The organism is Streptomyces sp. NPDC096152, from assembly GCF_044763235.1.
Classification (GTDB): Bacteria; Actinomycetota; Actinomycetes; order Streptomycetales; family Streptomycetaceae; genus Streptomyces.
In genome coordinates, this window is sequence record NZ_JBIWFW010000008.1 from 437,281 (window position 1) to 460,258 (window position 22,978).

Below are 22,978 nucleotides of genomic sequence, written 5' to 3' on the forward strand. Positions count from 1 at the left end.
GTGCCTCCGCCCCTGTGCTCCGACCGGCGCCAGGGGTTCCTGCTACCCGAGGAGTGACTCCCCCCGGCGATGGACGGACCGTCCTGCAGTACCTGCGCCGCCCCCTGCCGACATAGCGCGGACCGGAACCTCAAGGTCCGCGCGCACGCGGAGGCGGCGGCATCATGACCATCCCCCTGCTGCTCCTCGGAGCGGCTTTCCTGCTGATTCTGGCCAACGGCTTCTTCGTGGCGGCCGAATTCGGCCTGGTGACCGTGGAGCGGCCGGAGGCCGAGAAGGCCGCCGCCGAGGGCGACCGACGCGCCCGCACGGTCGTCGAGTCGCTCAAGGAGCTGTCCTTCCAGCTCTCCGGCACCCAGCTCGGCATCACCATCACCTCACTCGTCGTCGGCATGCTCGCCGAACCGGCGCTGGCCGCGCTCCTGCACGGCCCGTTCACCGCGATCGGTGTCCCCGAGGGCGCCGTGTCCGGGGTCGCCGTCGTCGTCGGCATGCTGCTCGCCTCGGCCATCCAGATGGTGATCGGCGAGCTCGTGCCCAAGAACTGGGCCGTGTCCCGGCCGCTGCAGGTCGCACGGTTCGTGGCCGGCCCGCAGCACCTGTTCTCGCGGCTGTTCCGCCCCGTGATCGCCGCGCTGAACGCCGTGGCCAACCGGCTCGTCCGCGCCCTCGGCGTCGAACCGGCCGAGGAGCTGGCCTCCGCCCGCACCCCCGGCGAGCTCGTGTCCCTGGCCCGCCACTCGGCGCAGGCCGGCGCGCTGGAGCAGGACACCGCCGACCTGTTCGTGCGGACCCTGTCCCTGGGCGACCTGACCGCGCAGCACGTCATGACCCCGCGCGTGAAGGTCAGCGCCCTGCAGTCCACGGCGACCGCGGAGGACGTGGTGAACCTGACCCGCGCCACCGGCCTGTCCCGCTTCCCCGTCTACCAGGAGCGGATCGACGAGGTCGTCGGCATGGTCCACCTCAAGGACGCGCTGGCGGTACCGTCCCACGAGCGGCTGCGCACCCCGGTCGGCCGCATCGCGCGCCGGGCGCTGCTCGTCCCCGAGACCCTGCCCGTCCAGCCCCTGCTGGCGCAGCTGCGCAGCGAGCAGCCCATCGCGGTCGTCGTCGACGAGTACGGCGGCACGGCGGGCGTCGTGACGCTGGAGGACATCGTCGAGGAGATCGTCGGCGAGGTCCGCGACGAGCACGACGCCAAGGACCTGCCCGAACTGGCCCCGGTCCCACCGGAGGACGGCCGGCCCGCGTGGGACGCCGACGGAAGCTGCCGGGTCGACCTCCTGGGCCGCATCGGCCTCGACGTGCCCGAGGGGCCGTACGAGACCGTCGCCGGCCTGGTCGCCGACCTGCTCGGCCGTATCCCGGCCCCCGGCGACCGCGCCGAGCTGCCCGGCTGGGGGCTGTCCGTGCGCCAGGTCGGGCACTACCGCGCCGAGCGCGTCCGCCTGGTGCGGACGGCCGTCGCGACGGAGTCCGCCGCCCGTGCGGAGGCCGCCCGATGAGCGTCCTGCAACTCTTCTTCGCCGCTCTGCTGGTGCTGACCAACGGCTTCTTCGTGGGCGCCGAGTTCGCGCTCGTGTCGGTCCGCCGCAGCCAGATCGAACCGCTCGGCACCGCCCGGGCCCGCCAGGTCCTGTACGGCCTGGAGCGGCTGCCGCAGATGATGGCCGCCGCCCAGTTCGGCATCACCGTGTGCTCGCTGACCCTCGGCGCGGTCGCCGAGCCGACGGTGGCCCACCTGCTGGAGCCGCTCTTCGAGTGGATCCACCTGCCTGACGGGGTGATCCACCCGCTCGGCTACGTCATCGCGCTGGCGGCCGTGGTCTTCTTCCACCTCGTCATCGGCGAGATGGTGCCGAAGAACCTCGCGATGGCCGCGCCGGAGAAGGCCGCACTGTGGCTCAGCCCGGGCCTGGTCGCCTTCGCCCGGCTCTGCCGGCCCATCACCGTGGCCCTCGGCGCCTGCGCCCGGGGCATCCTGCGGCTGTTCCGCGTCGAGCCCAAGGACGAGGTCGAGGCGGTCTTCACCAGCGAGCAGCTCAACCGGCTGGTGGAGGACTCCGGACAGGCCGGCCTCCTCGACCCCGAGGAGCAGGAGCGGCTGGAGGACGCGCTGGAGCTGGGCTCCCGCCCGGTGACCGACGTGCTGCTCAGGCGGGAGGCCCTGGTGACCGTCAGTCCCTCGGTCACCCCGGGCGAGATCGTCGCGCTGACCGCCCGCACCGGCTACTCCCGTTTCCCGGTCGCCGCGGAGTCCGGAGCCTTCATGGGCTACCTGCACGTCAAGGACGTCCTGGACCTGGAGGAGTCCGAGCGGGCCGTGCCGCAGCGGATCTGGCGGCCGATGACCACGCTCAGGTCGGAGCTGCCGCTGGACGACGCGCTGACCGTCATGCGGCGGGCGGCGACCCACCTGGCCCAGGTCGCCGACGCCAAGGGCAGGGTGCTCGGCCTGGTCGCGCTGGAGGACGTGCTGGAGCTGCTGGTCGGCGAGGTGCGCGACCCCGCGCACCGGGTGCCCCCGGAGGTCAGGCTGACGGAGCCGCGGAGCAGCGGGGAGCAGGAAGAGGTACTGGCCTCCTAGGACCCGCTCGGGCCGGCCACCCCGCGCACGCGGGGTGGCCGGCCCGAGCGGGCGCCACCGGGCGCGGTGGCCGCGGGCTCCTCAGAGAGCCGAGGGGTCCTGCGGCCCCCGCCCCGACAGCACCTCCCCGTACGCCTGCATCAGGTCCGGCAGCCGCAGCGTGGCCAGATCGTCCCGCGACAGCGTGCCGGGATACGCCGACAGGCGCAGGTCCCGGTACGCGCAGCTCTTCTCGTACAGCGTCCGCAGGAACCGCCCGTTGCCGAGTTCGTCGATCCATCCCTGGTCGACCACGTGCCCAGCGATGGAGCGCAGCTCGTCCAGGGCCTCCTCGTCCCACCGGTCGCCGTTCTCCGCGGCGAGCACCTTGCCGATCTCGGTCAGCTCCAGGGGCCGGTAGGAGGGGAAGTCGACGCGGGTGGTGAAGCGGGAGGACAGCCCGGGGTTGGCGGCGAGCAGGCGGTCCATGCCCTCGGGGTAGCCGGCGAGGATCACCACGAGGTGGTCGCGGTTGTCCTCCGCCCGCTTCAGCAGCACCTGCAGGGCCTCGTCGCCGTACGCGTCGCCCTTGCCGTATCCGGAGTTGGACAGGGAGTAGGCCTCGTCCACGAAGAGCACTCCGCCGATCGCGGAGTCGATCAGTTCGTTGGCCTTGACGGCGGTCTGGCCGAGGTACTCGCCGACCAGGTCGGCGCGCTGGGCCTCCACCAGATGGTCGCCGCCGAGCAGGCCGAGCGCGTAGAAGACGCGGCCGAGGATGCGGGCGACCGTGGTCTTGCCGGTGCCCGAGGGGCCGGAGAAGACGAAGTGGCGTTTCGGCGGCTGCACGGGCAGGCCCTGCCCGGCCCGCAGCCGGGCCATGTTGAGCTGTGCCGACAGCGCCTTGACCTGGCGTTTCACCGGCTCCAGGCCCACCATGCGCTCGAGCTCGGCAAGCGCCTCCTCGAGTAGGCCCGGGTCGGTCGGCCCGGTGGGCAGCGGTTGCGCGGGGACCGCGGTCCGCTGCCGCACCGCCGGGTCGGCGGCCGACGGCAGCGGCCCGGACGCCGGCAGCTCGGACTCGGGGAGCCTCAGGTCGCGGCCCTCGACACCGAAGAGCGGGTCCAGGACGTCCGGACCGTCCACGGCGTCCTGCCCGAGACCGGTGAGCGTGATCGCCGCCAGGCCGGCCGCGTCGTCGTACCCGTCGCCCTCGGCGATCGCCGCGAGCCGGGCCGAGGTGTCCATGAACGCCGGGTCCACCCGGTGCACCGCCCGGTACAGGGGGAGCGCGGCGGCGCTGCGCCCGGTGCCCTCGTGCGCCCGCGCCAGCCAGTACCGCAGCTCCTTGCGCTGCGGCTGCTCGCTGCGGCACCGCATCAGCGCGGCCGACAGCAGCGGCTCGGCCTGCCCGTACATCTCCAGCCGGACCCGCGCCATGCCGCCGAACAGGCCGGCCTCGATGCCGAGCATGGGGTCGTCGAGCAGGGAGTCGGTGTGCCGGACGAGCTGCTCCCAGTCCTTGACCAGATAGGCACGGCAGGCGTGCAGGAAGCGGACCTGGGCGTCGGTGTCCACGGGCGGCAGTCCGGCCAGCGCGCGGTCCAGCTCGGGGACGTGCCGGCCGTCCAGCCAGTGCGAGGCGTGCGCCAGCAGCAGGTCCCGGGGGCTCTCCAGCACGGGCTGCACCCACCAGCCCAGCCAGTACCAGGAGTTGAGGGCGCGGCGGTGCCGGGCGCGCTGCTCGCCGAAGCGGTCCCGGTGCCGGAACATCCTGAGCAGCGCGGTCGTCGTGTCCACGCGCAGCGCGTGCAGCCCGAGCCAGCCGTCGGCCATCCCAGGATCCATCCGCACCGCGGTGCGGAACTCCTCCTCCGCCTGCGGATACGCGCCCATGGTGTAGGCGTCCACGCCTCGCAGCCAGGCCAGGTCGGCCGGCGCCTCGGGGCCCCGCGTGCCGAAGTCCATCACGTCCCCCACAGACCGTGCCCCCGTAGGTTCACCGCCCGACCGTCGTCGGCGGCTGCCTTGGTCGAACGGCTGTGCCGCGGACCGGAGTTGCCGGTGCGCGAAGCAGCCGTTCGAAGGTCGCACCCAGGGCATCGTACCTGCGGGACCGGTGCCCGCCGAAGGGTGCCGCACGGCCCGTTCGACGGGGTGGGGGCGGGCGGGGCGCGGACAGTGCGGTGACCGAGGGTGACCGGATGGCGTCACGCGGCGTCCGGAAAGCGGGACACGGGCAGAACGAAGCCCCCGATCACGGGGGAACAACCGGGGGCTTCGCGTCTGGGGGGCGGTCTCGACAGACCGCATATTGAGAACGTAAGACCTGTACGTCCCGCCGGTCAAGCCGAGTTGAGGCACTCGGCGAAGTTCGCCCGGACGGGTTTTCACAGCTTCAGCACACTGCCGATGGCCCGTGACGGTGAGTGACGCTCAGGTGCGGTTCAACCGTCTTTTACTGCCCCGGCAGCACCTCGTACCCCTGCTCCACCTGCCGTACCAGAAGGTCGGCGTACGGCCGGGAGGGGTCCGCGGCGAAGTGCCGCCGCTCCGCTTCGACCCACCCGGCCCAGAACTCCCGCTGCTCCTCGCCGTCCCGGGACCGGCCCCGCGTCCAGGACTCCTCGCGCGGCAGTTCCATCCACAGCAACTGGGCCAGGTGCGGGCGCAGGGCCCGGCGGCCGGCGCCCACGCCCTCGACGAGGATCACCGGCGCGGGCGGCAGTGCCCGGGCGGGGCCGAAGTCCCGGGCGTGCCAGTCGTAGGGGGCGTAGTGCGCCGTCCGGCCCCGGGCGAGCGGCTCGACCACGTGGGCCAGCAGCCGCCGGTCCCACGAGAACAGCTTCTCGTGGCTGGCGACGTCGTCCAGGTGCAGCACGGGGGCCCCGTCCAGGGCCGCCGCCAGCCGGCCGGCGAAGGTGGACTTGCCGGACCCGGCGTGCCCGTCGACGCCGACGAGGCGCACGGGGCCGCACGAGGGCGGCAGGAGCCGCAGGCGGGAGGCGAGGGCGTGAATGACGGTTCCCGGGGTCCGATCGGGCGGGGGCTCAGGCGATGGCATATTTCCGCGGAACATTCTAGCCGGGGCGTTTCCATGGCCCGGCCCGCGGGCCGAAAGTTGGTGTCCCATTGAACTATCGGGGCCGCGGCCCGCGCACGCCGTTATTGGCCCGCTAATCCGCCTCCGGGTAGATCGAAAACTGCGTTCCGGTTGTGCTCCGGGGTGAGTAAAGTGCCCCCTGCGCACCCGCGTGGCAGCGAACGGGGACGGACGGGGACGATGGCCGCTGGGCTTTTCGAGGGGCAGTACGTGTGGCATCCGGCGGCCGACGACCGGGTTCTGGCGACCGTGTGCGTGGACGTCCGGGCCGGACGCTGGGGCAGCGCGCGCGAGGCCCTGGCCGAGACGCGCGGCGCCTTCGGTCTGCGGGCCCACCGCTCCCTGGTCCTCGCGTCGGAGGCGGCCGACTCCGACCTCGCGGAACGCTGGCTGGCCGAGGAGCCCGAACCCGAGGCCGCGCTGCTGTGGGCGCGGGTGGCCGTGCTCCGGGCGCTGCGCGCCGCCGACGCGCGCGACGAGCGGGCCGGCGCCCTGGAGCGGATCGCCCTGTCCGCCTGCGACCGTGCCTCCGGCCTCGACCCCGCGGACCCCACCCCGTGGGTGGCGAGGCTCGCCATGGCCCGGCTGCACCGGCTGCGCGACCCGGCGCCCCAGGGCCTGCTCACCGCCCCGTCCGGCCCCTGGCGGCTGTTCGCGCACATCCTCTCCCTCGACCCCTGGCACCGCGAGGCCCACCACCGCTTCCTGGCCTGCTTCTTCGCCCGCCACGGCGGCTCGGTCGGCGCGGCCTGGGACGTCGCCGCCTTCCTGGGCCAGCGGGCGCCCGCCGACTCCGCGCTGCGGCTGCTGCCGCTGGTCGCGCTGGTGGAGGGCCACAACCCCGCCCGACGGCTCGCCGACCGGGTCTGGGAGGAGCCGCCGTGGCGCTCCACCGCCCTCGCGCTCCACCGGAACTGGCTGCCCACGGTCGCCGGCGGACCGTTCACCCCGGTGCTCGACCTCGCCTATCTCGCCCACGCGCTGGTCATGGCCCGGCGCCCGTCCGAGGCCCGTGCGGTCCTCCTCGCCATGGGCCCCTACGCCTCACGGATGCCGTGGTGCGCCTTCGGCGACCCCGCCGAGCAGCTCTCCCGGGCGCGGCGGGCCTGCGGCCTGCCGGTGCCCGGCGGCCCCTGACCCTCGTCCCAGCCCCACCTCCCACCCCCCACCGAGAGGAAGGTCGATCTGTGTCCGAACGGATATCGGCCCCGCACACCGGAGCCGGCGGCGCCGGGGACCCGGCCGCGCTCGACGACGACGCGACCCTGCACGCGATGGGTTATCCCAGAAAACTCACCCGGCGCTTTCAGGCCTTCGACAATTTCGCCATATCCTTCACCATCATCAACATCATCTCCGGAATTTTCTCGTCCTTCGGATTCGGGATGAACGCGGGCGGCCCCCGCATTCTCGTTTTCGGCTGGATCGGCGTCTCGGTCATGGTGCTGTTCGTCGGTGCGGCCATGGCCGAAGTCGCCTCGGCCTACCCGACGAGCGGGGCGCTGTATTTCTCCGCCGGGAAACTCGCCCGACGGCACAAGGGCGCCTGGTCCTGGTTCACCGGCTGGCTGAACTTCGTCGGCCAGATCGGCGGCACCGCCGCCACCGGCTACGCCGCCGCCACCTTCGTCCAGGCCCTCCTCGCCCTCCAGTGGTCCTCCTACCGGCCGACCATGCACCAGACGGTGCTCCTCACCGCGCTGATCATCGTGCTTCAGGGGCTCGCCAACACCTACACGGTCCAGCTGGTCGCCGTCCTGAACCGGATCTCCGTGTGGTGGCTGCTGATCGGGCTCGTCGTGATCGTGACCGCCCTGGCCGCCGTCCCCGACCACCACCGTCCGGCCTCCTTCGTCACCCAATTCGCGAACAACACCGGTTTCACCAACGGGCTTTACGGCGGGATGCTCGGCCTGCTGGTCACCAGCTGGACGTTCACCGGATTCGACGGCAGCTTCCACATGTCGGAGGAAACCGTCCGGGCGACCGTGAACGCGCCCAAGGGGATCACCCGCGCCATCGGCTGGTCGGCGCTCACCGGACTGGTCCTGATGCTCGCCCTAGTGGTCAGCATCCGCGACTACGACCGGGTGGCGGCCTCCGCCGCACCGCCCGTCCAGATCCTCATCGACGCCCTCGGACTCGGCACCGCCAAGGCGCTGCTGCTGATCGTGATCGGGGCCATGCTCTTCTGCGGACTGGCCAACCTGACCAGCAACACCCGGCAGATCTTCGCCTTCTCCCGGGACGGCGCCATGCCGGGCTCCCGCTGGTGGCACTCGGTCTCGCCGCGCACCCGCACCCCGGTCAAGGCGGTCTGGCTGGCGGTGGCCTGCTCGCTGGCCCTGGTGCTGCCCGGCTGGTGGTCGCACACCGCCTTCACCGCCATCGTCAGCGTCAACGTCGTAGGGCTGTTCCTCGCCTACGCCGTGCCGATCCTGCTCCGGCTGCGGCTCGGCGACGACTTCCGGCCGGGGCCCTGGCATCTGGGCCGCTGGGGGCGGCCGGTCGGCCTGGTGGCCGTGACCTGGATCGTGCTCAGCAGCGTGCTGTTCATGCTGCCGCAGGCCTCGCCGATCACCGTCGACTCCTTCAACTACGCCCCGATCGCCCTGGCCGTCGTCCTGCTCGTGGCCACGGTGTGGTGGTTCGCCACCGCCCGCCGCCGCTTCCGGGGCCCGGTCAGCTACGGCCGTCCCGACGAGGTCGCCGCGATGGACCTGGTCTGAGCGGACGGCCCCGGTCCGGCGCGCGCCGCGCGGCCGGGGCCGCCCCCGCCCAGGTCACGCCAGTGGTGGAGACCAATATTGGTGGGCGTGGCGTGGGGCGAAGTGCTGGCCGCGGGCGGTCGCCGCGGCCATAGTGGGCGCACTGTCGTGCACGGACCCGCCCCGACTCGGACACCTGGGGGTCTTCCACCCATGAGCAGAGCCGAACAGCCGTCCCGCAGATCCGTCCTGACCGCCGCGGTGGCCGCCGCCGCGGCGACCGCCACGGCCGCCGGCGCGGCCCCGGCGCTGGCCGCCGGCGCCGGCCCGGCCGTCGGGACCGGCCCCGCCGCTCCCATCGGCCGCGCCCCGGCCCGCCCGGTCGACTACCGCGCCTGGACCACGTACGCCGACTGGCTCGGCGGAGAGGCCCACGGCACCGAGGCGGTCGCGGGCCTCCGCCCCGGCCTGCGCATCGCCGCCGCCGCGGGCACCACCGACTACACCGACCCGCACAAGGGCAGGACGGCGTCCTGGGAGTACGCCACCTGGACCTCGCCGGTCCACCCGCTCGCCGTCCCCGCCACCGAGGCGGTCGCCTCCTGGAACGCGAGCACCCCCGCCGGAACCTGGCTCCAGGTGGAGCTGAAGGGCACGTACTCCGACGGCACGGACACCCCCTGGTACGTGATGGGCCGCTGGGCGGCCGGCGACCAGGACATCCGGCGGACCTCCGTCGACGGCCAGCGCGACGGCCGGAGCACGATCTGGACCGACACCTTCTCCGTCGACGACCCGGCCTCCGGGCTGCGCCTGGCGTCGTACCGGCTCCGCCTCACCCTCCACCGCAGGCCCGGCACCGCGCTCACACCCACCGTGTGGCGGGTCGGCGCCATGGGCTCCGACGTGCCGGACCGCTTCACCGTCCCCGCCTCCACTCCGGGTGTGGCCAAGGAGCTGGCGGTCCCGCGCTACTCGCAGGAGATCCACAGCGGTCAGTACCCGGAGTACGACAACGGCGGCGAGGCCTGGTGCAGTCCCACCTCCTCGCAGATGATCGTCGAGTACTGGGGCGGGCGCCTCACCGCCGCGCAACTTGCCTGGGTCGACCCCGCCTACGCCGACCCGCAGGTCTGCCACGCGGCCCGTTACACCTACGACTACCAGTACGCCGGCTGCGGCAACTGGCCCTTCAACGCCGCCTACGCGGCCACCTTCCCCGATCTGCGGGGCGTGGTGACCCGGCTCGCCTCGCTCACCGATCTGGAGACGCTGATCGCGGCCGGCATCCCGGCCATAACGTCCCAGTCGTTCCTCAAGACCGAACTGACCGGCGCCGGTTACGGCACCTCCGGCCATCTGATGACGGTCATCGGCTTCACCGCCGACGGCGACGTGATCGCCAACGACCCGGCCTCGCCGGACGACGCGGCGGTCCGGCGCGTGTACCGGCGCCGCGAGTTCGAGAACATCTGGCTGCGGACCAAGCGGTACAACGCCTCCGGCAAGGTCGTCTCCGGCACCGGCGGCGTCTGCTACCTGTACTTCCCCGCCCGGCCCACGGCCCACCAGCGCATGGCGCTCGCGGCGGTCGGCGTGCGCTGACGGAGGCGCCCGCGGGCGATGGCCCCGGCCCCGGTGGTCCGGGGCCATCGCTGTGACCAAGCTCTCCGCCGCACCGGCGGCCGGGAGTGGCAAGGTGGATCGGGCGGGGGGACCACCGAGCACGTCCGAGCACTGCGAGAGCCCATGACCGCACAGTCGGCGACCACCGCCCGCGCCCGCACCGGAGGCCCCCGGCGCGACGGGTCCGAGACCCTCGAACACGTCCTGGGCTGGATCCTGGTCGTGGTGATCGCGATGCTCGTGACCCGGCTCGGCCTGCTGTGACCTGAGCCCGGGCCGACCTGCCATACTGCGGGTCCCACCGCCAGCCGGAGACCCGGGGCCTGAAGTGCATATGAGCCAAGAGCGTGACGCCGTCCTCCCGGAGGCCCGCCACTCCGTTCCCGCGGAGACCACCCCGCCCCGGCCCCGCGGCACCGAGCGCTCCGTTGCCCGTCGTGCCGAACTCATCGCCATCGGGCGGCGGTTGTTCGCCGACACCTCCTACGACGCCCTCTCGATGGACGACATCGCCCGGCAGGCCCATGTCGCCAAGGGGCTGATCTACTACTACTTCCGGTCCAAGCGGGGCTACTACCTGGCGATCATCGAGGACTCGGTCGAGGACCTGGTCGCCTTCGCGGGGAGCGGCCGCGAACTGCCGCCCGTGGACCGGGTGCACCGCACCATCGAGTGCTATCTGCGCTACGCCGAGCACAACCAGGCCGCCTTCCGCACCATCGTCAGCGGCGGCGTCGGCTTCGACGCCCAGGTGCACGCCATCCGGGACGGGGTGCGCGAGGCGATCGTGGCGACCATCGCCGAGGGCGCCTACGGGCGCGCCGCCGTCGCACCGGCGGCCCGGATGGGCCTGCTGAGCTGGGTGTGCGGCGTCGAGGGCGCCACCCTCGACTGGATCGACCGCCCCGACCTGACCCGGGACACCATGCGCGACCTGCTGGTGAGGACGCTGGGCGGCGCGCTGCGGGCGGTCGAGGAGCTGGACCCGTCCTACCCGGCCCCCGCGCCCGCGTGCCGGGAGGGCTGAGGGCGAGCGGTGCGTGGGCCGGCCCGGTCGGGTCAACGGCCCGGGCCGGTCGGTCGGAGGTCGCGGACCCTTTCTTGAAGTAAGCGGTCGTTAACCGGTGACTCCGTGCCGCCGATCGGGCATACTCACAGCGCACAGCCGCTGGTCAGCAGCTTCCGTGACCCGGGAGTGCGCGCACCGGCCGGCCTTCGAGAACGACCCGGCGGAGCCGCCCCCACCCAAGGCGCACGTCCGCCGATGTGCCCGAGAGGGAGGAGAGCGTCGCCATGCCCGACCGCGCCCCGCAGCCGGTGGACCGGCAACTGCCCACGGACGAGGCCCGGGATCTGATCTCGCTCGTCCGCGACATCGCGCAGCGTGAGATCGCCCCGAAGGCGGCCGAGGAGGAGGACGCCGGGCGCTTTCCCCGCGAGGTCTTCGCCCTGCTGTCGGAGTCCGGCCTGCTCGGCCTGCCGTACGACTCCGAGTACGGCGGAGGCGACCAGCCCTACGAGGTCTACCTCCAGGTGCTCGAAGAGCTCGCCGCCGTCCGGCTCACCGTCGGCCTGGGCCTGAGCGTGCACACCCTCGCCGCCTACGGGCTCGCCGCCTTCGGCACCAAGCAGCAGCAGGTCGAGCACCTGCCCGCCATGCTCGGCGGCGGGCTGCTCGGCGCGTACGCCCTCTCCGAGCCGTCCTCCGGCTCGGACGCCGCCTCCCTGCGCACCCGGGCGGTCCGCGACGGCGACCACTGGGTGATCACGGGTACCAAGTCCTGGATCACGCACGGCGGGGTCGCCGACTTCTACACGGTTATGGCGCGCACCGGCGAGGACGGCCCGCGCGGCATCACCGCCTTCCTGGTGCCCGGTGACGCCGAGGGCCTGAGCGCCGCGGCGCCGGAGAGGAAGATGGGGCTCAAGGGCTCTCCGACCGCGCAGATCCACCTCGACGGGGTGCGTGTCTCCGACGGGCGGCGGATCGGCGAGGAGGGCCAGGGCTTCGCCATCGCCCTGTCCGCGCTCGACTCCGGGCGGCTCGGCATCGCGGCCTGCGCGATCGGCCTCGCCCAGGCCGCGCTGGACGAGGCGGTCGGCTACGCCGCGGGGCGGCAGCAGTTCGGGCGGCCCATCGCCGACTTCCAGGGTCTGCGCTTCATGCTCGCCGACATGGCGACCCGGATCGAGGCCGGCCGCGCGCTGTATCTGGCGGCGGCACGGCTGCGCGACGCGGGCCGGCCGTTCGCCCGGCAGGCGGCCATGGCCAAGCTGTTCTGCACGGACACCGCCATGCAGGTCACCACGGACGCCGTCCAGGTGCTCGGCGGGTACGGCTACACGGCGGACTTCCCCGCCGAGCGGTACATGCGCGAGGCCAAGGTCCTGCAGATCGTCGAGGGCACCAACCAGATCCAGCGGATGGTCATTGCCCGTCATCTGGCGGGTCCGGAGACCCGCTGACCGATTCGAGGCCCGCCGGAGGCGCCGCCAGCCGGACCCACTCCGGGTCGTCGCGCCCCGGCAGGGTACGGCCGCGGTCGGCCCACGTGCGGACCAGATCGCGATAGATCGGCGGATCCTGCGGCTGCGGCGGCACCGGCGGAACCGATTCTGCGGGCGGCACCGATTCTGTGGGCGGCGGCACGAAGATGAGGCGCTGACGCCCGGTCGCCGTGTACGAGGGAGCCATACCCCGCCAACGCGGCGACGGGCGCTCAGGTCACCGCCATACGGAATCGGCCGTGTGTTCAGGGGCGTACCGCTCACGGGGGCGGGGCGGCCCCCGTCGGCGCCGACCGGGGGCGGGACCGCTCAGGCGGCGTCGCGGCGCATCACCGGCACCCGCATCGGGCGCGAGCCCGGGCCGCCGACGTGCGAGAAGGGCTGCTTCCGCCAGTCCAGCCCCTGAGGGAGCGTCAACAGCAGCGCGGTGTCCTGCTCCTGGGGCCGGAAGGACTCGTCAGCGGGCCGGGCCTCGGTGGCGCGGCGGCCCGTACCGGCACAGACCGTGAGTCCGAACGGGTTCCACGGCGAGGCGCACCGGGCGTGCTCCGGCAGGGCCTCCTCGTCCGCCAGCAGGGCGATGGGCTGCGCGCAGTCCGGGCAGATCACCCGGTACATCTCGAAGGTGTCGTACGCGTCGAGTTCTTCGCCGTCGATGTCGTCGATGTCGTCGAGGGCGTCGGGTTCGACGCCCTCCGGCTGGGGCTCGACGACCGGCTGCTGCCGCTTGGGCACAGTTCGACCAGGGCGCTTAAGACTCTGCATGGGATTCTCCCCCTAAGGCTGGGCCGTGAAGGCGCTGCGGCCTCGACCACAGCAAGCACTTCCCGCCAGGTCTCGGGGGTAACCACGCGACCGTCACGGAGACCGCCCGAGGGCTGTGGCGTTCGTCACATGCCGCCCGCAGGTGCCCGCCGCGCCCGTGTTGTCCCCCAGGTGGCGCACCGGTTGCTTCCGGGTCCCGCGCGAACCGGGGCATGACCTGCGGGGCCGGAGTGCCCGCGGAGATCACGGGCACTGTAGGTTCTTGCGCCATGGAGGAGCTGGACCGACAGATCGTGCAGCTGCTCGTCAAGGACGGGCGGATGAGCTACACCGACCTGGGCAAGGCCACGGGCCTGTCCACGTCCGCCGTGCACCAGCGGGTGCGGCGGCTGGAGCAGCGCGGCGTCATCCGCGGGTACGCCGCGGTCGTCGACCCCGAGTCCGTGGGGCTGCCCCTGACCGCGTTCATCTCGGTGAAACCGTTCGACCCCAGCGCCCCCGACGACATCGCGGACCGCCTGGCCGGGGTTCCCGAGATCGAGGCCTGCCACAGCGTCGCCGGCGACGAGAACTACATCCTCAAGGTGCGCGTCGCCACCCCGCACGAACTGGAGGAGCTGCTGGCCCGCCTGCGGTCGCTGGCGGGGGTGTCGACGCGGACGACGGTGGTGCTGTCGACGCCGTACGAGGCGCGGCCGCCGCGCGTCTGAATCGACCTGCCTGCCGGGCCGCTCACCCCAGGGGCGAGACTGTTCCCCATGAGTGAGCGCACCGCCGAGCCCCAGACCGTCCTCCTCCGCCGCGGCGAGGTTCACAGCCCCGCCGACCCGTTCGCCACGGCGATGGTCGTCGAGGCGGGACACGTGGCCTGGGTCGGCTCCGAGGGCGCGGCCGACGCCTTCGCGGACGGTGTCGACGAGGTGGTCGACCTGGACGGCGCCCTGGTCACCCCGGCCTTCACCGACGCCCATGTGCACACCACCGCCACGGGCCTCGCGCTGACCGGCCTCGACCTGTCCGGCGCCCCGACCCTGGAGGCGGCGCTCGCTGCGGTACGGGACTTCGCCGCCGCCCGCCCGGACGACCGTGTGCTGCTCGGCCACGGCTGGGACGCGGCGCGCTGGCCCGGTGGCCGCCCCCCGACCCGCGCCGAGCTCGACGCGGCCACCGGCGGCCGCCCCCTCTATCTGACCCGGATCGACGTCCACTCGGCGGTCGTCACCACCGCGCTGCTGGACCTCGTCCCGGGCCTCGGCCCGGTGGACGGCCCGCTCACCGCCGACGCCCACCACGCCATGCGCGCCGCCGCGTTCGCCGCCGTCACCCCCGCCCAGCGCGCCGAGGCCCAGCGCGCCGCGCTGGTCCGCGCCGCCGCCCTCGGCATCGGCTCCGTGCACGAGTGCGCCGGACCGGACATCTCCTCCGAGGACGACTTCACCGGCCTGCTGCGGCTCGCCGCCGAGGAGCCCGGCCCCCGAGTGACCGGCTACTGGGCCGAGGCGGGTGAGGAGGGCGTCGCCCGGGCCCGCGCGCTGGGCGCGGCCGGCGCGGCCGGCGACCTCTTCGTCGACGGCTCCATCGGTTCGCACACCGCCTGCCTGCACCGCCCGTACGCCGACGCCGGCCACACCGGCACCGCCTACCTGGACGCCGCGGACGTCGCCGCCCATGTCGTCGCCTGCACCGAGGCGGGCCTCCAGGCCGGCTTCCACGCCATCGGCGACGCCGCCGTGACCGCGGTCGTGGAGGGCGTGCGCGCCGCCGCCGACAAGGTGGGCACGGCCCGCGTCCGCGCCGCCCGCCACCGTGTCGAGCACGCCGAGATGCTGACCCCGGAGACGATCGCCGCGTTCGCCGAACTCGGCCTGACCGCCTCCGTGCAGCCCGCCTTCGACGCCCTGTGGGGCGGCGAGGACGGCATGTACGCGCGGCGCCTCGGCGCCGAGCGGGCCCGCACGCTGAACCCGTTCGCGGCCCTGCTGCGCGCCGGGGTCCCGCTCGCGCTCGGTTCCGACAGCCCCGTCACCCCGCTCGACCCGTGGGGCACGGTCCGGGCGGCGGCCTTCCACCGCACCCCCGAGCACCGGGTCTCCGTGCGCGCCGCGTTCACCGCGCACACGCGCGGCGGCTGGCGGGCGACCGGCCGGGACGACGCGGGGGTCCTGGTGCCGGGCGCCCCCGCGGACTACGCCGTCTGGCGCACCGACGAGCTCGTGGTGCAGGCCCCGGACGACCGGGTCGCGCGCTGGTCGACCGATCCGCGCTCCGGCACGCCCGGACTGCCCGACCTCACGCCGGGCCGTGACCTGCCCGTCTGCCTGCGCACCGTGGTGGGCGGGCGAACGGTTTTCGTACGGCCGGGGGAGTGATCTCCCGGGGCGGCGCGGCGGTGCTCACCGTCCGCCGCCCCGTCGCGCGACCTGCGCATCCTCCGCGCCGGAGGCCGGAAGGCGACCGTTTGCGCAGTTCAAACGGCTGTTGACAGGCAGCGGCAGGAGGCCGGTAGGTTCTGCCGGGTCCACCACCGGACGCCCGACCGGGGAACTTCCGTGCACGCGTCGCGGCGCCGCTGGGTCAGGGACGGTGTGCCGCACCGGGTCACCGTCACTGGGAGCCAGGCTCAGCGCCCGCGTCGGCGGGGGAATGTTCCGGACGGTCGGCAAGGTGTGACCCGGGTGGGGCCCGGGTGCTCAGTAGACAACGGCTCTCGGCCGATCCGCAGCCAGCGGGTCCGAGGTCGGCCCGAAGGGCGCCGGGCCCCCACTCGCAGGACGGGAAGATCCGGAAAAGGTCCTGAAAAGAGCGGTCTTACCCCGCTCTTTTCGAACCGACACCACCGTACGAACGTGCCGTCACGTCTGCGCAGGCCGCGGCCACTATGGTGGACCTCTGCGTATGGACATGAAGGGGCAGCAGTGAACGACGGCAACGGCGCGGCACAGGCCCGGCAGAGACGGTACGGCCCGCTCGGCACCCCCTTGGTGATCATCCCGACCTACAACGAGTCGGAGAACATCAAGGCGATCGTGGGCCGGGTGCGCAAGGCCGTGCCCGAGGCGCACGTGCTCGTGGCCGACGACAACAGCCCCGACGGCACCGGCAAGCTCGCCGACGAGCTGGCGGCCGACGACGCACAGGTCCACGTGCTGCACCGCAAGGGCAAGGAGGGCCTCGGCGCCGCCTACCTCGCGGGCTTCCGCTGGGGCCTGAAGCGCGACTACGGCGTGCTGGTCGAGATGGACGCCGACGGCTCCCACCAGCCCGAGGAACTGCCCCGCCTGCTCACCGCCCTCAAGGGCGCCGACCTGGTGCTCGGCTCCCGCTGGGTGCCCGGCGGACGGGTGGTGAACTGGCCGAAGTCCCGCGAGTTCCTCTCGCGCGGCGGCAGCACCTACTCGCGGCTCATGCTCGACGTGCCGATCCGGGACGTCACCGGCGGCTACCGCGCCTTCCGCCGCGGCACCCTGGAAGGCCTCGGCCTCGAAGAGGTGGCCTCCCAGGGCTACTGCTTCCAGGTCGATCTGGCCCGGCGGGCCGTCAGGGCCGGCTACCACGTGGTCGAGGTGCCCATCACGTTCGTGGAGCGGGAGCTCGGCGACTCCAAGATGAGCCGGGACATCGTCGTCGAGGCGCTGTGGCGCGTCACGTCCTGGGGTGTGGGGGAGCGGGTGACCAAGCTCACCGGCCGCGGCGGTCAGGAGCGGTCGTAGCCGGGGCGCGCACCGGGCGAGCGGGAGCGTGCGGGGGAGCCCCCCGTCCCGCTTATCCCGTGCTGAGCCGCGGCCAGGCACACTGGGGGCATGACGACAGGCGCTCCGACCTCTCCGCTCTCCACCCGGCCCCGGCGCTCCCGGCTCCTCCGGTACCTGCCGCTGGGTGTGGTCGCGTGGCTGGTGCTGGAGATCTGGCTGCTGACGGTGGTCGCGGGCGTGGCGGGCGGCTTCACGGTCTTCTTGCTGCTGCTCGCCGGGTTCGTGCTCGGCGCGGCGGTGATCAAGCGGGCCGGCCGGCGCGCCTTCCAGAACCTGAACGAGGCCCTGCAGAGCGGCGGTACCCCGGACCGTCGCGGTGGCAACGGGCTGGTGATGCTGGGCGGCCTGCTCCTGATGCTCCCCGGCCTGATCTCGGACGTCGCGGGGCTGATGCTGCTGATCCCGCCGGTCCAGCGGGCGGTGAGCCGCCTGGCGGAGCGGACGGTGGACCGCACGCTGCGCACGGCCACGCCGGGCAGCCTGGGCGACGCCTTCCAGCAGGTGCGCATCCACCGGCCGGACGGCAGGGTCGTCCAGGGCGAGGTGATCCGGGAGGAGCCGGCGGACGGACCCCGGGAGCAGCGCCCGCCACTCACCCGCTGAGCGGTACGAGCGGACCCGGGCACGAGCGGACCCGGGCGCGCCTCCGGCACGCGCGGACTCCGGCACGACATGGGCAGAAGCATGACCGCGGGCGCCGTACGTCAACCACACGTACGGCGCCCGCGGTCATGTGTGCGTGCGCGGTGATCCGGCCAGAGCCCGGCCGACGGGACTCAGGCCGACTTGCGGCTGTCCCGCGGATGGACCGCGATGTTCATCGCTCCGGACCGCAGAACGGCCAGACGCTCCTCGAGGACCTCTTCGAGTTCCTCGCGGGTGCGCCGCTCCATCAGCATGTCCCAGTGCGTACGCGCGGGCTTGCCCTTCTTCTCCTCCGGGCCGTCGCCGTCGACGAGGAGTGCCTGGGCCCCACAGACCTTGCACTCCCACTCCGGCGGGATCTCCGCCTCGACCGAGAAGGGCATCTCGAACCGGTGCCCCTTCTCGCATGCGTACTCCACGGCCTGGCGCGGAGCCAGGTCGATACCGCGGTCGGTCTCGTAGCTGGTCACCACGAGGCGCGTGCCGCGAAGAGCTCGCTCACTCATGAATCGTGCCTCCCGGGCTTGTCGCCCACAGGACAGGTGTCGCTGTCGTCGTCATCCGGTCAACGTCCGGTCGGCGGTAAAGATTCCCGTTCCGATGTCCCGTTCCGGGTCATGCGTCGCCGTCGTAGCCGCAGCCTTGTCAACCAGTGCAGTACCCACCGGCGCCCGGTTTGTCACATCTGCTAGGAGATGTCACCCAGCGTTTCGACATCTTTGACGCGCAGTAACGGTACGCCTGGCAGGCCAAACGCGTACACTACCGCCCTTTCGGCTCGAGTGCTAAATCCGATCAGGGACCGGATTACCCGCGGCACTGATCGCCCGCCGCACCGGAACCCGCGCGAGCAGCACGAACCCGAGTGCGAAGAAGACCACCAGCGAGACGATCGCGTCCCGGTAGCTGCCGGTCAGCTGATAGGTGAGGCCGAACAGCAGCGGGCCCAGCCAGCTCATGCCGCGGTCGCTCATCTCGTACGCCGAGAAGTACTCGGCCTCCTTGCCCGGCGGAACCAGGTGCGAGAACAGCGACCGGGACAGCGCCTGGCTGCCGCCGAGGACCAGCCCGATGCCGCCGGCCAGCACGAAGAACCCCACCGGCGCCCCGGCGGGCAGGAAGTATCCGGCGCCGAGCGTCACCGCCCACGCGATCAGCGAACCGAGGATCGTCCGCTTGGCCCCGTACCTGCGGGCCAGCCGCCCCATGCCGAGCGCCCCCGCCACCGCGAGCACCTGGACCATCAGCACCGCCGTGATCAGCGTCGACTGGCTCAGGCCCAGTTCCTCGGAGCCGTAGACGGAGGCCTGGGAGATCACCGTCTGGATGCCGTCGTTGTAGATGAGGTAGGCGAGCAGGAAGGCCAGGGTGAGCGGCCGGTGCCGCATGTCCCGGACCGTGGCCGCGAGTTGCCGCCAGCCGTGCGCCCGCGCCGCCGGCGCCGCGGCGTCCGTCGGCGCGCGGCGGTCCCGCAGCCGCCGCAGCGGTACGAGGGTGAAGGCGCCCCACCACAGGCCCGCCGAGGCCAGGCAGATCCGGACCGCCGCGGTCTCGGAGACGCCGAAGGAGCCGTGCGCGGTGAAGAGCACCAGGTTCGCGATCAGCACCAGGGAGCCGGAGGCGTAGCCGAAGGCCCAGCCGCGCGACGAGACCGCGTCCCGCTCCTCGGGCGGGGCGATCTGCGGCAGATAGGAGTTGTACAGGACCATCGAGACGGCCAGCGAGGCGTTGGCGACGATCAGCAGGACCCCGCCGAGCAGATAGCGGTCGCCGTCCAGCAGGAACAGGCCCGTGGTCGCGGCGGCGCCCACATAGGCGGCGGCCGCCAGCAGTGGCTTCTTCCGGCCCGTCCGGTCGGCCGCGGCGCCCGCCATCGGCATCAGGAGGACGGCGAGGATCACGGACGCCGACACGCAGTACGCGAAGAACGATCCGGCCCGCACCGGGACACCCAGCGGGTGCACGAACCCGTCCGCGTCCGCCGCCGACTCGGCCACCGAGGTGAGGTAGGGGCCGAGGAACACCGTGAGCACGCTCGTGGAGTAGACGGAGCACGCCCAGTCGTAGAAATACCAGCCGCGCTGCTCGCGCCGCCGTTCGGCGGCCTCGTCGGCCGCCTCTGCCCGCACGGTGCCGGTGTCCACCCGTGCCCTCGCTTCCCCGCCGAAGATCCCGCGCGGGCTTTTCGGACGGGACGGGCCGGGGCTCAGACCCAGACGCCCCGGTCCTCCATGACCTTGCGCAACGTGTCGATGTGATCGGTCATGATGCCATCGACGCCGAGGTCCAGGAGCCGGTGCATCCACGCGGGCTCGTTGACCGTCCACACGTGCACCTGCAGCCCGCGCGCGTGGGCGGCGCGCAGGAAGCGCGGGTCCACCACCGGGACGCCCGACTGCGCGACCGGCACCTGCGCGGCGACCGCCGAGCGGCGCGGCGCGGCCGGCAGCCCCCAGGAGCGCAGCCGCAGCCCCAGCACCCCGCGGGTGCCGTACGACGTGGCCAGGCGCGGCCCGGCCAGCCGCTGGGCCCGGACCACGCGCGCCTCGGAGAAGGAGCCGACACAGACGCGCTCCCAGGCGTTCGCCCGCTCGATCAGGTCCAGCAGCGGGCGCAGCGCCGGCTCGGCCTTCACGTCGACGTTCCAGCGCACCTCGGGGAAGGTCTCCAGGAGTTCCTCGAAGAGCGGTACCGGCTCACGGCCCGCCACGCGCGCCCGCGCCACATCCCGCCACGGCAGGTCCGCGATGCGGCCCGCGCCGTCGGTCACCCGGTCCAGGGTCGCGTCGTGGAAGGCGACTAGCCGGCCGTCCGCCGTGGCGTGCACATCGGTCTCGATGTAGCGGTAGCCCAGTGCGACCGCGCGCCGGAACTGCGCCACGGTGTTCTCCAGGCCGTCGGCCGCCCCGCCGCGGTGCGCGAAGGCGAGGGGGCCCGGGTGGTCCAGATACGGGTGGCGTACGAGCGTGGTCACGGTCGCAGTATCGCCCCTTCGGGTGTCCCGGTGGCAACGACCGTGCTGCCCGGGGATGCCGCCGGGGCGGCGAACACGCGCAGGAAGAGCTGGGCCAGTGGGCCGATGGCGAGCGCGTACAACAGGGTGCCGGGGCCGGCGGTGCCGCCGAGGGCGAAGCCGGTGACGACGACCGCCACCTCGACGACCGTGCGCGTCAGGCGGATCGAGCGGCCCGTGCGCCGGTGCAGCCCGGTCATCAGCCCGTCCCGGGGGCCCGGCCCGAAGCCGGCCACGATGTACAGGCCGGTGGCGGCGCCGTTGAGCAGGACGCCCGCGAGGAGCAGGGGCACCCGGACGAGAAGGGAGTGCGCTTCGGGGACCAGCGCCAGGGTGCCGTCCATGGCGAGACCGACCACGAAGACGTTGGAGACCGTGCCCAGGCCGGGGCGCTGGCGCAGCGGGATCCACAGCAGCAGCACCGCGGCCCCCACGACGATCGACACCACGCCGATGGTCAGACCGGTCAGCTCGGAAAGTCCCTGGTGCAGCACGTTCCAGGGCTCCAGCCCCAGGCCCGCCTCGACCAGGAGCGCGGAGCTGGCGCCGTACAGCGCGAGGCCCGCGTAGAGCTGGATCAGCCGTCGTCCGATTCGGCCCGGTGTGGACACAGTGAACCCCCCTGGGTGGTGGCAGTGGCCTGACGCGTGACACTCTGTGGCTTGGGAAGAGAAGCCATCCATGGCCAATTCGGGGAAGGTGGACTGGAAATCATGGCGCAGTGGACCTCGGCGGTGGGTGCCGCGCAGCTCGCCCGGCTGCTCATCTCCCAGCAGGACCGTCCGGCGGGCCCCGGCGTGCGCCGCCCGCCCGCCTACCGCGCGCTCGCCGACGGCATCCGGCTGCTGGTACTGGAGGGCCGCGTCCCGGTGGCCGCCCGGCTGCCCGCCGAGCGGGAGCTGGCCCTGTCCCTGTCGGTGAGCCGCACCACGGTGGCCGCCGCCTACGAGGCGCTGCGCACCGAGGGCTTCCTGGAGTCCCGGCGCGGGGCGGGCAGCTGGACCGCGGTCCCGGCCGGGAACCCGCTGCCCGCGCGGGGGCTGGAACCGCTGCCGCCCGAGGCGCTGGGCTCGATGATCGACCTCGGCTGCGCGGCCCTGCCCGCCCCCGAGCCGTGGCTGACCCGGGCCGTGCAGGGCGCGCTGGAGGAGCTGCCGCCGTACGCCCACACGCACGGCGACTACCCGGCCGGGCTGCCCGCGCTGCGCTCGATGATCGCCGAGCGGTACACCGCGCGAGGTATTCCGACCATGCCCGAGCAGATCATGGTGACGACGGGTGCCATGGGCGCCATCGACGCCATCTGCCACCTTTTCGGGGGCCGCGGCGAACGCATCGCCGTCGAGTCGCCGAGCTACGCGAACATCCTGCAGCTGATGCGGGAGGCGGGCGCCCGGCTGGTGCCGGTGGCGATGGCCGAGGGGCTCGCCGGGTGGGACATGGACCGCTGGCGCCAGGTGCTCCGGGAGGCCGCGCCGCGCCTCGCCTACGTGGTCGCCGACTTCCACAACCCGACCGGCGCGCTCGCCGACGAGGACCAGCGGCGCAGGCTGGTGGAGGCGGCGCGGTCGGCGGGGACGGTGCTCGTCGTCGACGAGACCATGAGTGAGCTGTACCTGGAGACCGGCCTGGACATGCCGCGGCCGGTCTGCGGCTTCGACCCGGCCGGATCCACGGTGATCACCGTCGGCTCGGCCAGCAAGGCCTTCTGGGCCGGGATGCGCATCGGCTGGGTCCGGGCGGCCCCGGACGTGGTCCGCAGCCTGGTCGCCGCGCGCGCCTACGCCGACCTCGGCACCCCCGTCCTGGAGCAGCTCGCCGTGAACTGGCTGTTCAGCACCGGGGGCTGGGAGCAGGCCGTGGAGGTCCGGCGCGAGCAGGCCCGCGGCAACCGGGACGCGCTGGTCGCGGCGGTCCGGCGGGAGCTGCCGGAGTGGGAGTTCGAGGTGCCGGGCGGCGGGCTCACGCTGTGGGTGCGCACGGGCGGGCTGTCGGGCTCCCGCCTCGCCGAGGCGGGCGAGCGGGTCGGCGTGCGCGTCCCGTCCGGCCCGCGCTTCGGGGTCGACGGCGCCTTCGAGGGCTATGTGCGGCTGCCGTTCACGGTCGGGGGCGCGGTGGCCGAGGAGGCCGCGACGCGGCTTGCGGCTGCGGCACGGCTGGTGGAGACGGGGGCGTCCGGCGGCTCCGAATCCCCGCGGACCTTCGTGGCCTGACCTCTCCCGGAAGCCCGGCGGGTCCCGGGCTCGGCGGATCCCGGGCCCGGGGCCCGTTGCGCGCCCTGGCGGGCCC

20 protein-coding genes are annotated in these 22,978 nt (G+C 73.5%); 13 read left to right on the forward strand and 7 right to left on the reverse strand.

What is annotated here, in order from left to right:
• Window positions 1-164 precede the first annotated feature (164 nt).
• Window positions 165-1,508 carry a hemolysin family protein gene (locus ACIQ9G_RS27885; protein ID WP_403614704.1) on the forward strand — a complete coding sequence of 448 codons (1,344 nt, stop codon included), beginning with the start codon at window positions 165-167 and terminating at the stop codon, window positions 1,506-1,508.
• Window positions 1,505-2,590 (forward strand): hemolysin family protein, encoded by a 1,086-nt coding sequence (locus ACIQ9G_RS27890; protein WP_403614707.1) that lies wholly within the window; start codon window positions 1,505-1,507, stop codon window positions 2,588-2,590. The genes ACIQ9G_RS27885 and ACIQ9G_RS27890 overlap by 4 nt, the downstream gene beginning before the upstream one ends.
• Window positions 2,591-2,671: 81 nt before the next feature.
• Here the strand turns inward: ACIQ9G_RS27890 and ACIQ9G_RS27895 are convergent, their stop codons facing one another.
• Together ACIQ9G_RS27895 and ACIQ9G_RS27900 are read right to left on the reverse strand one after the other, a co-directional pair.
• Window positions 2,672-4,537 carry an AAA family ATPase gene (locus ACIQ9G_RS27895; RefSeq protein WP_403614709.1) on the reverse strand — a complete coding sequence of 622 codons (1,866 nt, stop codon included), beginning with the start codon at window positions 4,535-4,537 and terminating at the stop codon, window positions 2,672-2,674.
• Between the two features lie 490 nt (window positions 4,538-5,027).
• Window positions 5,028-5,633: a uridine kinase gene (locus tag ACIQ9G_RS27900; protein WP_403614712.1), complete on the reverse strand. Its 606-nt coding sequence runs from the start codon at window positions 5,631-5,633 to the stop codon at window positions 5,028-5,030.
• A 219-nt stretch (window positions 5,634-5,852) separates the two neighbouring features.
• Here ACIQ9G_RS27900 and ACIQ9G_RS27905 point away from each other — a divergent pair, with 219 nt between their 5' ends.
• The 6 genes from ACIQ9G_RS27905 (at window position 5,853) to ACIQ9G_RS27930 (ending at window position 12,472) form a co-directional block, all read left to right on the forward strand.
• Window positions 5,853-6,809 (forward strand): hypothetical protein, encoded by a 957-nt coding sequence (locus tag ACIQ9G_RS27905; protein WP_403614715.1) that lies wholly within the window; start codon window positions 5,853-5,855, stop codon window positions 6,807-6,809.
• A gap of 50 nt (window positions 6,810-6,859) precedes the next feature.
• On the forward strand, window positions 6,860-8,401 hold the full coding sequence (locus ACIQ9G_RS27910) for an amino acid permease (protein ID WP_403614718.1): 1,542 nt from the start codon (window positions 6,860-6,862) through the stop codon (window positions 8,399-8,401).
• A 192-nt stretch (window positions 8,402-8,593) separates the two neighbouring features.
• The gene (locus ACIQ9G_RS27915; RefSeq protein WP_403614720.1) at window positions 8,594-9,985 is read left to right on the forward strand and encodes a peptidase C39 family protein; all 1,392 of its coding nucleotides are present in this window, start codon (window positions 8,594-8,596) and stop codon (window positions 9,983-9,985) included.
• A 144-nt stretch (window positions 9,986-10,129) separates the two neighbouring features.
• Window positions 10,130-10,270, forward strand: a complete 141-nt coding sequence (locus ACIQ9G_RS27920) for an SCO1431 family membrane protein (protein ID WP_403614723.1) — start codon at window positions 10,130-10,132, stop codon at window positions 10,268-10,270.
• 70 nt (window positions 10,271-10,340) lie between these two features.
• Window positions 10,341-11,033, forward strand: coding sequence for a TetR/AcrR family transcriptional regulator (locus tag ACIQ9G_RS27925; RefSeq protein WP_403614726.1), 693 nt, complete (start codon window positions 10,341-10,343; stop codon window positions 11,031-11,033).
• A 266-nt stretch (window positions 11,034-11,299) separates the two neighbouring features.
• Window positions 11,300-12,472 carry an acyl-CoA dehydrogenase family protein gene (locus tag ACIQ9G_RS27930; RefSeq protein ID WP_403614728.1) on the forward strand — a complete coding sequence of 391 codons (1,173 nt, stop codon included), beginning with the start codon at window positions 11,300-11,302 and terminating at the stop codon, window positions 12,470-12,472.
• A 351-nt stretch (window positions 12,473-12,823) separates the two neighbouring features.
• Here the strand turns inward: ACIQ9G_RS27930 and ACIQ9G_RS27935 are convergent, their stop codons facing one another.
• Window positions 12,824-13,279, reverse strand: coding sequence for a hypothetical protein (locus ACIQ9G_RS27935; protein WP_403614731.1), 456 nt, complete (start codon window positions 13,277-13,279; stop codon window positions 12,824-12,826).
• A 269-nt stretch (window positions 13,280-13,548) separates the two neighbouring features.
• Between ACIQ9G_RS27935 and ACIQ9G_RS27940 the strand changes: the two genes are divergently transcribed.
• From ACIQ9G_RS27940 to fxsA, 4 genes are all read left to right on the forward strand, one after another.
• Window positions 13,549-13,989: an Lrp/AsnC family transcriptional regulator gene (locus ACIQ9G_RS27940; RefSeq protein ID WP_392196150.1), complete on the forward strand. Its 441-nt coding sequence runs from the start codon at window positions 13,549-13,551 to the stop codon at window positions 13,987-13,989.
• A 48-nt stretch (window positions 13,990-14,037) separates the two neighbouring features.
• Window positions 14,038-15,648, forward strand: coding sequence for an amidohydrolase (locus ACIQ9G_RS27945; RefSeq protein ID WP_403614734.1), 1,611 nt, complete (start codon window positions 14,038-14,040; stop codon window positions 15,646-15,648).
• Window positions 15,649-16,194: 546 nt separating this feature from the next.
• Window positions 16,195-16,989 (forward strand): polyprenol monophosphomannose synthase, encoded by a 795-nt coding sequence (locus ACIQ9G_RS27950; protein ID WP_403614737.1) that lies wholly within the window; start codon window positions 16,195-16,197, stop codon window positions 16,987-16,989.
• A gap of 90 nt (window positions 16,990-17,079) precedes the next feature.
• Window positions 17,080-17,634 (forward strand): FxsA family membrane protein, encoded by a 555-nt coding sequence (fxsA, locus tag ACIQ9G_RS27955; RefSeq protein ID WP_403614739.1) that lies wholly within the window; start codon window positions 17,080-17,082, stop codon window positions 17,632-17,634.
• 173 nt (window positions 17,635-17,807) lie between these two features.
• On the opposite strand, the gene ACIQ9G_RS27960 is transcribed toward fxsA, so the two are convergent.
• The 4 genes from ACIQ9G_RS27960 to ACIQ9G_RS27975 form a co-directional block, all read right to left on the reverse strand.
• Window positions 17,808-18,182: an RNA polymerase-binding protein RbpA gene (locus ACIQ9G_RS27960; protein WP_109379407.1), complete on the reverse strand. Its 375-nt coding sequence runs from the start codon at window positions 18,180-18,182 to the stop codon at window positions 17,808-17,810.
• Window positions 18,183-18,461: 279 nt separating this feature from the next.
• Window positions 18,462-19,820, reverse strand: coding sequence for an MFS transporter (locus ACIQ9G_RS27965; RefSeq protein ID WP_403614742.1), 1,359 nt, complete (start codon window positions 19,818-19,820; stop codon window positions 18,462-18,464).
• A 62-nt stretch (window positions 19,821-19,882) separates the two neighbouring features.
• A complete protein-coding gene (locus ACIQ9G_RS27970; RefSeq protein WP_403614744.1) occupies window positions 19,883-20,650 on the reverse strand; it encodes a glycerophosphodiester phosphodiesterase in 768 nt (255 codons plus the stop codon).
• Window positions 20,647-21,300, reverse strand: a complete 654-nt coding sequence (locus ACIQ9G_RS27975) for a YitT family protein (RefSeq protein ID WP_403614745.1) — start codon at window positions 21,298-21,300, stop codon at window positions 20,647-20,649. Before ACIQ9G_RS27975 ends, ACIQ9G_RS27970 begins: the two co-directional genes overlap by 4 nt.
• A 102-nt stretch (window positions 21,301-21,402) precedes the next feature.
• On the opposite strand from ACIQ9G_RS27975, the gene ACIQ9G_RS27980 reads away from it, so the two are divergent.
• Window positions 21,403-22,902 (forward strand): PLP-dependent aminotransferase family protein, encoded by a 1,500-nt coding sequence (locus ACIQ9G_RS27980; protein ID WP_403614748.1) that lies wholly within the window; start codon window positions 21,403-21,405, stop codon window positions 22,900-22,902.
• Window positions 22,903-22,978 lie beyond the last annotated feature (76 nt).